1 protein-coding gene is annotated in these 1,764 nt (G+C 74.0%); it reads right to left on the bottom strand.

The genetic code is table 11. The features are described from left to right. Positions 1-153 precede the first annotated feature (153 nt). A partial coding sequence (locus E4O86_RS22890) for a glycine cleavage T C-terminal barrel domain-containing protein (RefSeq protein ID WP_281351658.1) occupies positions 154-1,764 on the bottom strand: 1,611 nt, incomplete at its 5' end.

Below are 1,764 nucleotides of genomic sequence, written 5' to 3'. Positions count from 1 at the left end.
GCCCCGCCGCCCGCTCTGCCGGTCACGCTGGCGAGCCGGAGCCCCTCCAGCGGCTCGACCACGAGGCCGGGCGGGCCCGCCTCCGCGCCGTGCCGGCCGGGAATTGCGACGCCGTGCCAGGCCGGGCGCGGCCGCCAGGCGGGCGATTGGGCCTCAGCCATGGAGCCGCTCCCCCGCCGGATCGAGGAAGACAGGGCTCGCCACCTCGACCTCGATATCGCCGCCGCGCACCGGGTCGACGGCGCGCACGCGCTCGCCGATCCGCTCCGGCCCGCGCTTGAGGAGGCCGAGGCCGATCGAATGGCCGAGGCTCGGCGAGAACGCGACGGAGGTCATGTGCCCCTCGTCGTGCTCCGCGCTCGCCGGCCGGCCAAGGGCGACGAAATGGGCCCCCGCCCGAAGCCGCCGGCTGCGGTCGACCGGCACGAAGCCGACCAGCGCCGGCCGGTCCGGATCCATGAGCGCGGGCCGCTCCGCCATCAGCCGGCCGACGAAATCCTTCTTCCTCGACATCATCCGCCCGAGCCCGAGGTCGCGCGCCGTCGTCTGGCCGTTCAGCTCGCCGCCGGCGACGTGGCCCTTCTCGATCCGCATCACGCCGAGCGCCTCGGTGCCGTAGGGCGCGATGCCGTGGGGCGCGCCCGCCGCCATGATGGCCCGGATCGCCGCGTCCCCGTGTGAGGCCGGCACCGCCAGCTCGTAGGCGCGCTCGCCGGAGAAGGAGATGCGGAAGAGCCGCGCCGGAATGCCGCCGCCGACCGTCACGGCGCCTGCGGCGAGATAGGGAAAGGCCGCGTCGGAAAGGTCGTGGCCGGGGTCGAGCACGGCGCCGAGCGTCTCGCGCGCCCGCGGGCCGGCGAGCGAATATTGCGCCCATTGCTCGGTGACCGACACCATCCGGACGTCGAGCTCCGGCCAGAGCACCTGGGCGCAGAACTCGAGATGCCGCATCACGCCCGCCGCGTTCGCCGTCGTGGTGGTCATCAGATAGTGCCTCTCGCCGAGCCGCGCGGTCGTGCCGTCGTCCATGACGAAGCCGTCCTCGCGCAGCATCAGGCCGTAGCGCGCCTTGCCGACCGGCAGGCTCTTCCACGAATTGACATAGACCCGCTCCAGGAACTCGGCCGCGTCCTCGCCCTCGATGTCGATCTTGCCGAGCGTCGAGACGTCGCAGACGCCGACCGCGGTGCGGACCGTCGTCACCTCGCGGTCGACCGTCTCCTGCCAGTCGGTCTCGCCGGGGCGCGGAAAATATTGCGCGCGCAGCCACAGCCCCGCCTCGACGAAGACGGCGCCCTCGCCTTCCGCCCAGGCATGCGAGGGCGCAAGCCGCGTCGGCCGAAAGTCCCTGCCGCGATGGTGGCCGGCGAGCGCGCCGATCGCGACCGGCGTGTAGGGCGGGCGGTAGGTGGTCGTCCCGGTCGCCGGGATGGACCGCCCGGTGAGCGCGGCCATCACGGCGAGGCCCGGCACGTTGGCGGTCTTGCCCTGGTCGGTCGCCATGCCGAGCGTGGTGTAGCGCTTCAGGTGCTCCACCGAACGGAAGCCCTCGGCATGGGCGATCGCGATATCGGCCTCCGTCACGTCGTTCTGGAAGTCGACGAAGCCTCTCCCCTTGCCGGGCACGCGCCAGACCGGCGCGGCCGCGACGCTTTCGGGGTCGGTCGATGGCGCGGCTTCCGCCGCCGCTTCGAAGCCGCAGGCGCGGGCCGCCTCCGCGCCGAGGCGCGCCCCGTCCGCGAGGCAGTCGGCGAGCGCCGGCCG

This window comes from Propylenella binzhouense, from assembly GCF_009866965.1.
GTDB lineage: Bacteria > Pseudomonadota > Alphaproteobacteria > Rhizobiales > Afifellaceae > Propylenella > Propylenella binzhouense.
The sequence above is the reverse complement of the archived record's forward strand: the minus strand, read 5'-3'. Positions and strand labels throughout refer to the sequence as shown.